This window comes from Kocuria sp. CPCC 205297 (assembly GCF_040981035.1).
Lineage (GTDB): Bacteria > Actinomycetota > Actinomycetes > Actinomycetales > Micrococcaceae > Kocuria > Kocuria marina.
In genome coordinates, this window is the sequence record NZ_JAVKPY010000024.1 from 1 (window position 1) to 6,595 (window position 6,595).

At 65.3% G+C, this 6,595-nt stretch carries 8 protein-coding genes; 5 read left to right on the plus strand and 3 right to left on the minus strand.

The features are described from left to right. The first annotated feature begins 185 nt into the window (after positions 1 to 185). The gene (locus RF650_RS13355; protein WP_131333171.1) at positions 186 to 767 is read left to right on the plus strand and encodes a PH domain-containing protein; all 582 of its coding nucleotides are present in this window, start codon (positions 186 to 188) and stop codon (positions 765 to 767) included. 318 nt (positions 768 to 1,085) lie between these two features. Here the strand turns inward: RF650_RS13355 and RF650_RS13360 are convergent, their stop codons facing one another. Both RF650_RS13360 and RF650_RS13365 read right to left on the minus strand, forming a co-directional pair. Continuing rightward, positions 1,086 to 1,688 carry a cadmium resistance transporter gene (locus RF650_RS13360; RefSeq protein WP_311254296.1) on the minus strand — a complete coding sequence of 201 codons (603 nt, stop codon included), beginning with the start codon at positions 1,686 to 1,688 and terminating at the stop codon, positions 1,086 to 1,088. Beyond that, complete coding sequence (locus RF650_RS13365; protein WP_006590980.1) at positions 1,685 to 2,044, minus strand: helix-turn-helix transcriptional regulator; 360 nt, start codon at positions 2,042 to 2,044, stop codon at positions 1,685 to 1,687. Before RF650_RS13365 ends, RF650_RS13360 begins: the two co-directional genes overlap by 4 nt. A gap of 193 nt (positions 2,045 to 2,237) precedes the next feature. On the opposite strand from RF650_RS13365, the gene RF650_RS13370 reads away from it, so the two are divergent. From RF650_RS13370 to RF650_RS13380, 3 genes are read left to right on the plus strand one after another with little or no spacing between them, the layout of a single operon-like run. Beyond that, a complete protein-coding gene (locus RF650_RS13370; protein ID WP_010534181.1) occupies positions 2,238 to 2,834 on the plus strand; it encodes a recombinase family protein in 597 nt (198 codons plus the stop codon). Between the two features lie 7 nt (positions 2,835 to 2,841). Then, on the plus strand, positions 2,842 to 4,239 hold the full coding sequence (locus RF650_RS13375; RefSeq protein WP_368815159.1) for a Mu transposase C-terminal domain-containing protein: 1,398 nt from the start codon (positions 2,842 to 2,844) through the stop codon (positions 4,237 to 4,239). After that, positions 4,236 to 5,045 carry an AAA family ATPase gene (locus RF650_RS13380; protein WP_131333169.1) on the plus strand — a complete coding sequence of 270 codons (810 nt, stop codon included), beginning with the start codon at positions 4,236 to 4,238 and terminating at the stop codon, positions 5,043 to 5,045. The genes RF650_RS13375 and RF650_RS13380 overlap by 4 nt, the downstream gene beginning before the upstream one ends. 404 nt (positions 5,046 to 5,449) lie before the next feature. On the opposite strand, the gene RF650_RS13385 is transcribed toward RF650_RS13380, so the two are convergent. Then, on the minus strand, positions 5,450 to 5,854 hold the full coding sequence (locus tag RF650_RS13385) for a VOC family protein (protein ID WP_131333168.1): 405 nt from the start codon (positions 5,852 to 5,854) through the stop codon (positions 5,450 to 5,452). Between the two features lie 139 nt (positions 5,855 to 5,993). On the opposite strand from RF650_RS13385, the gene RF650_RS13390 reads away from it, so the two are divergent. After that, positions 5,994 to 6,530, plus strand: a complete 537-nt coding sequence (locus RF650_RS13390; protein WP_368815160.1) for a transposase — start codon at positions 5,994 to 5,996, stop codon at positions 6,528 to 6,530. Positions 6,531 to 6,595 lie beyond the last annotated feature (65 nt).

Genomic DNA, 6,595 nt, shown 5'->3' on the forward strand with positions numbered 1-6,595 from the left:
AATGCTGCTGAGTGGCCGACCGGCGAGGTGGACTTGAAGGGGCGATCGTGGTGACCGTGTGGACGCTACGCGTGTAGCTCAAACGGTCGTTTCTGCACCAGCCACGCCGGCTGACTCGGCAAGGGATGCAGACCGACTAGCTCAAGCATCCCCCCTGCGCTCCAACTCACGCTTAGGATTCACTCATGGCACGGAAGAACTCTGAGGAAGTCCGCCCTGACATCCAGGCGGTACTCGACCGCACGCCGTCCAGCGCCCGCGTCGGCGCTGGACGCGAGATACGCAAGCTCCCCTCCCACCTCATGGAGGGCGAGGAGGTCAAAGCCCTAGCATCAGGCCTGTACGGCAAGGGCAACGGTCTGCTCACCTTGACGACACATCGCGTCCTCTTCACCTACGAGGGATGGACCAACTCGCAGACCGAAGACTTCCCGCTGAACCGCATCTCGTCGGTGCAATGGGAAACGGGGATGCTTCTGGGCAAGCTGATCATCTTCGCCTCAGGCAACAAGGCTGAGTTCACCCAGATGGACAAGGCAAACGGCAAGGCCCTAGCCGACGCCATCCGCATGAACATCGAAGCCACGGCCTCCGTCCCGACCGGAACGAGCACCCCCGCACAGGCCACCACCGAGCACCCCCGCGAGTCCCCCTCTGCGCCCGACCCCTTTGAGCAGCTACGAAAGCTCGGAGAGCTGCGCGACGCCGGCATCCTGACCCCCGAAGAGTTCGAGGCCAAGAAGGAGCAGATCCTCAATCGAATGTGAGGCGCAGTCGCAGCCGGGCACTCCTACTGCCGGAGCAGCCGCTACTCACCCTGGGATCAGACGGGGCGGTTAGCCGGACGAGGAGCTATGAGCTGCGTAGCAAAAATCATCACTCCTGGCCCGGTTCTGCTACACGCGGTTCTGCACGTAGTTTTGCTACATGTTTCATGTGGCTTCGTTCGCTTGGTGGCGGAGTTTTTGCAGCGCTCCGTGGCGGTCTTGTTGCCGCGATCACGCAGGACTGGCTGCAGGTAGGTGTCGCGGTCTGAACCGAGAGGGGTGCGCCCGGTCGGGGCCGTTTGGATCGCTGCCGCTACGTCAGAGTCCGAAGGCTCCGCCGCTGACGAGGATCACGATGCCGAGGCCGATGAGAACGATGGGGAAGAGGATGTGCTCCCAGCGTTCGAGCACTTCGGCGATCGGGGGGCGGGTGGCGACGAACTTTGCCAGGGCCACCAGGACCGCGACGAGCGCGAGGAAGACGATGCAGTAGGCGACTACTGCGAGAGGTTCCACGCTGAGGAAGACAGGGGTGTAGACGCCGATGTTGTCGCCGCCGTTGGCAAAGGTGACGCCTGCGACTGTCCACACGCCGACCTTCTTGCCGGCAACCTTGGCCTCGTCGTCATCGTCGTCATCGTCTCCGCGCCAGGCCTGCCATGCGGCCCAGAGGCCGAGGCCCAGAGGGATGAGACCGAAGTACGGGATGGCTGCCGAGGGCAGGAATGCTCCGGCACCGATGGTCACCAGGACCGCGGCACCGAGGATGCCGGCGAATCCGAGGTACTGGCCGGCCAGAATGCGGGCGGTAGTGCCGCGCTGGCCTGCCCCTCGCGCGAAGAAGAGGGAGAGCACGATGATGTCGTCGATGTTGGTCGCTGCGAACAGGCCCATCGCCTGCAAGACCGAGGTGAGGATCATGCGCCCTCCCCAGCTGCGTCGCATCCGGGAAGCGAGCAGGCGGGATCGATGCACGGGGCGTCTTCGTCCACTGCCAGGGTGGCATCGACCAGTGCCGTCAGCGCCTGCGCCAGGTGCGAATCGGCGATCTCATATCGTGTCCGACGACCCTCGGGCTCGGAGACGACGATCCCACAATCGCGCAGGCATGCCAGGTGGTTGGACACGTTCGGGCGTGTCAGGTCCAGATCTCGGGCCAGTTCCGCCGGGTAAGCGGGATGGTCGAGCAGGGTCAAGATGATCCGGGATCGAGTGGGGTCGGCCAGTGCACGACCCAGGCGGTTCATCACGTCGAGACGCGAAGCAATAGTCAACATGGACTGAACTATACAGCGCGCACTGAACACTCGGTCACAGGCGTCAGCCCAGATCGCATGCCCGTAAGGGGAACCCTCACCGGACACCACCGCTACTTATCGAGAGGAACGACGGCACGCCTGGCGGGCTGTCCCGTAAGACCCGTCCGGTGAACTGTCCGGTGAAGGGAGGCTATATGACACACTGGGGAGCATGTCCCCCTTGAAGGTCGGCTATGCCCGAGTCTCCACCGACGAGCAGGACCTGACCGCGCAGCGTGACGGACTCGCGGCGTTCGGCGTCGATCCCAAGCGCATCTACGTCGATCACGGGCTCACGGGCCGCAACGCCGACCGTGAGGGCCTGCGGCAGGCGCTGGCTGCCTGTCGGGACGGCGATACGTTCGTGGTCACCAAGCTCGATCGGCTGGCGCGTTCAGTCCGTGATGCCCACCAGATCGCCGACGACCTCGCGGCGCGGGAAGTGAAGCTGAGCATCGCCGGATCGGTGTACGACCCGACCGACCCGATGGGGAAACTGTTGTTCAACGTGCTGGCGATGGTCGCCGAGTTCGAAGCCGACCTCATCCGTGCCCGCACCCGCGAGGGGATGAAGGTCGCCAAGGCCAAGGGCCGGCTGCGCGGGAAGTCACCGAAACTCACCCCCCGGCAAGAAGCTCACCTCGTCCAGCTACATGCTGCCGACGAGCACACCGTGGGCGAGCTGGCCGAGCTGTTCAGCGTGGGCCGCTCCACGGTCTACCGCGCCCTTCAGCGCGCCGAGCGCGGGCGCGAGAACGCCTTGCAGTAGGTGCGTCGTGGACGCTCGAGCGCGGTGGCGAATCCTCAGGCTCCACGTCGAGGACCAGGTGCCCCTCGCGCGCTTAGCTCGCGAGACCGATGTAGGGCTGCGGACCCTGGAGCGCTGGCACGCCCGCTACCGCGCCGACGGCTACGCCGGACTGGAGACAGCCTCACGGGCGGACGCCGGCTCCCGCCGCCTTCCGCCCGACCTCGTCGACCTGATCGAGGGCCTGGCACTGAGCAAGCCGCGGGCGGCCATCGCCACGATCCATCGCAAAGTCACGGGCATCTGCGCCGCCCGGAGGTGGCCGGTCCCCTCCTACTCGGTGGTGTGGGACATCGTGCGGACCCTGGATCCCGGCATGGTCACCTTCGCCCTGGAGGGCGCAGCGTCCTACCGCGACAAGCACGAGCTGGTGCTACGCCGGCAAGCAGAGCTGCCCAACGCGATGTGGCAATCCGATCACACCATGCTCGACATCCTGGTGGTGGGCACCGAAGGCAAGCCCGCACGGCCATGGCTGACAACGATCCTCGACGACTGCTCCCGGGCGGTCTGCGGCTACACAGTCTTCCTGGGCGCACCGTCGGCGATGAACACCGCCCTGGCGCTGCGCCAAGCGATCTGGCACAAGACCGACCCGGCCTGGCCGATGTGCGGCCTGCCCGACGTGCTCTACGTTGACCACGGCAGCGACTTCACCAGTGACCAGCTCGCCCACACCGCCGTCGACCTCCACATCCGACTGATCCACTCCACCGTCGCCCGACCCCAGGGACGGGGCAAGATCGAGCGGTTCTTCGGCACCATCAACACCGAGCTACTCGCCACCCTGCCCGGACACATCACCGAAGGGCACCCCTGGCCGACACCGAAACTGTCCCTGGCCGCCCTCGATAGCGCCCTGGAGGCGTTCGTGGCCACCTACAACGACCGCACGCACAGCGAGCTCGGAACCTCCCCGCGCAGCGCGTGGATCGCCGATGGCTGGCTGCCCCGAATGCCCGAGAGCCTGGAAGACCTCGACAGACTGCTGTTGACCGTCGCCAAGACCCGCGTCGTGCGCCGCGATGGCATCCGCCTTCAGGGCCTGCGCTACGTCTCGCCAACTCTGGCCGGCTACGTCGGACGCTCGGTCGTGATCCGCTACGACCCCCGCGACATCACCGAGATCCGCGTCTTCGATCACGACGAATTCGTCTGCAAGGCCGTCAACCAAGAGCACCACGACCAGAAGGTCAGCCTCAAGGAGATCCAGGCCGCGCGCAACGCCCGCCGGCGGGCGCTGCGAGCCGGCATCAACGAACGCATCGCCCTCGTGGCCGCACCTACCGAGACGCCACGGATCACCGAAGCACCGGCTCCGGCGCCGAGGTCGGCGTTGAAGATCTACAAGGAGGACCTCAGGTGAGCCAGCGCTTCATCGTCACCAAGGAGCACCGCCGCTTCACCGAGTTCGCCGACGCCGTGCGCCGCGGGCACACCATCGGTTTGTGCTTCGGATCAGCCGGCGTAGGAAAGACACTCTCCGCGCGCCGCTACGCACACTACGAGAAGGCTCATGACCTGCTGACCTACTGGGGGCCGCGCTCCGACAACGACGCCAAGATCTACGCCGCCTTGAACCGGAGCCGCACCGTGCTCTACACCCCCAGCGTGCTGACCACCCCGCGGACCCTGAAGGACGAGCTGACCCAAGCCATCACCCGCACCAACATGTGCATCGAGCAGCACCTCGTACCTCCCGGCACGGCCACTCCCGAGGCCTGGGGATGGCGACACGGCAGGAACTACGTGGAGCTGATCATCGTCGACGAGGCCGAACGACTGCGTCCCGCCGCTCTGGAACTGCTGCGCGATCGCTACGACCGCGACGACATCGCCCTGATCCTGATCGGCATGCCCGGCCTGGAGAAGCAGTTCAGCCACTACCCCCAGTTCTACAGCCGAGTCGGCTTCGCCCACCAGTACCGGCCCCTGGGACAAGACGAACTGCTGTTCGTCCTCGAGCGACACTGGCGATCCCTCGGCAAGACCCTCGACCCCGACGACTTCACCGACGCCCAAGCCATCGCACGGATCACCCGCGGCAACTTCCGGCTCCTCGAACGCCTCTTCCCCCAGATCCAGCGGGTCCTGAAGATCAACGAACTCGACACCATCACCAACGACGTCATCGAAGCCGCACAGAGCACCCTGGTCATCGGTGTCACCTGACCCCGCCACGAAGCGACCGAAGAACCCCGCCATTCAGCAGACGAAGTCACATGTTTCAGTAGCTCAACTACGTGCAGAACCACTCCGCCGCGTGTGTAGCAGAAACGACGGCGAATCAACGAAACGGCCCCGCAAAGTCCTCGACTGGGCCTCATCCCACGACGCTTACGCCGATAGCCTGAGCACCATCAGCGGTGCGTTGACCGGTTGGATCCGCCACCGTTTTCGCACATGCGGCGGCGACGTGTGGGTGCGGTCAGTAGGTCGGAGACGGTCGTGGGCGATGGTGCGGCAGCGGCCAGCGAGCCGACGCGCACGCGGCCTCACCGACGCGCCGAAAGTCATCAGTAAAGCGGGTTAGTTGTACTGACCGGGGACTCGATCAACGTCCCCGGTCAGTACAGCTAGACGCGAGAGAGCAGACAGAACGGGTGGCCGGCGGGATCGGCCAGCACGAAGACCTGTTCGTCTCTTTCATCGGAACGATCCATAAGCACTATGGCCCCAAGAGCGCACGCACGTTCGACGTGACGCGACAACTCGTCGCGAGAATCGACGATGAACTCAAGATGCAGTTGCATCGGAACGTCTGGCGAAGGCCAGGTGGTCTGGGTGAGGGAATCGACACGCTGCACGGCCAGCCTGACAGCTCCCGTCGAGTCGACGAGTTCGACCCACTGCGGCTCACCATCGGCAACGTCGGCGTCATGGTTAAGGCCCAGCAGTTCGCCGTAGAAGACTGCGACGTCTCGTACGTTGACGGCGTCGACGGTGGGGTGCAGTAGCCGTGGGAAACCCGATTTACCCATGAGTCCACTGTGTCATCGCAGGACATGGGCAGCAAGGAGGCTCCGCCTGAACGGGGTAGAGCTCCCGGCGTCGTGTAGCTCAAACGGTGGCGGATTCAACCGGCCAACGCACCGCCGCCGCTAGTGGATCGTGGGTGTCATGGCCGGATTGTCGAACGAGCAGCAAGAGAACGTTTGGGCGTTGTGGGCGAAGGGCGAGTCGGTCAGACTTATCGCCCGCACGATCGGCGTGAGCCAGACCCCAGTCAGGACCCTGTTGCGCCGCTATGGCGGAGTGAAGCCGCCGCCGCGCGCCCGGAACCGACGCCACCTGACGATGAGTGAACGTGAAGAGATCTCCCGCGGCATCGCTGCCGGCTTGTCGTACCGAGCCATCGCCACGCGGCTGGGGCGCCATCACACGAGTATCAGCAGGGAAATCGCTCGCCACGGCGGGCCCAGCACGTACCGCGCCGCCACCGCCGATGCGGGCGCGTGGCGCAACGCCCGCCGCCCGAAACCCACACGTCTTCATCGTGACCCGGCGCTGTCGAGCCTGGTCGCGGTGAAACTGGAACGTGGTTGGTCACCCACCCAGATCGCCCATTGGCTACGGCGCGAGCAACAGGATTCGTTGTCGCACGAGTCGATCTACCACGCGCTGTACACCGGCCAGATCCACGCGCCACGAAGTTGAGCCCCCGATAGTGGTGTAGCGCGGTGGTCTTGCTCGTCGTTGCCGACGAGAGCGCGGCCACCGTG

What these genes read in the sequence shown, in the direction of transcription:
- RF650_RS13365 (WP_006590980.1), bottom strand. Translation starts at nt 2,044, where the DNA reads ATGTTGACTATTGCTTCGCGTCTCGACGTGATGAACCGCCTGGGTCGT.
- RF650_RS13385 (WP_131333168.1), bottom strand. Translation starts at nt 5,854, where the DNA reads ATGGGTAAATCGGGTTTCCCACGGCTACTGCACCCCACCGTCGACGCC.
- RF650_RS13355 (WP_131333171.1), top strand. Translation starts at nt 186, where the DNA reads ATGGCACGGAAGAACTCTGAGGAAGTCCGCCCTGACATCCAGGCGGTA.
- RF650_RS13360 (WP_311254296.1), bottom strand. Translation starts at nt 1,688, where the DNA reads ATGATCCTCACCTCGGTCTTGCAGGCGATGGGCCTGTTCGCAGCGACC.
- RF650_RS13370 (WP_010534181.1), top strand. Translation starts at nt 2,238, where the DNA reads ATGTCCCCCTTGAAGGTCGGCTATGCCCGAGTCTCCACCGACGAGCAG.
- RF650_RS13390 (WP_368815160.1), top strand. Translation starts at nt 5,994, where the DNA reads ATGGCCGGATTGTCGAACGAGCAGCAAGAGAACGTTTGGGCGTTGTGG.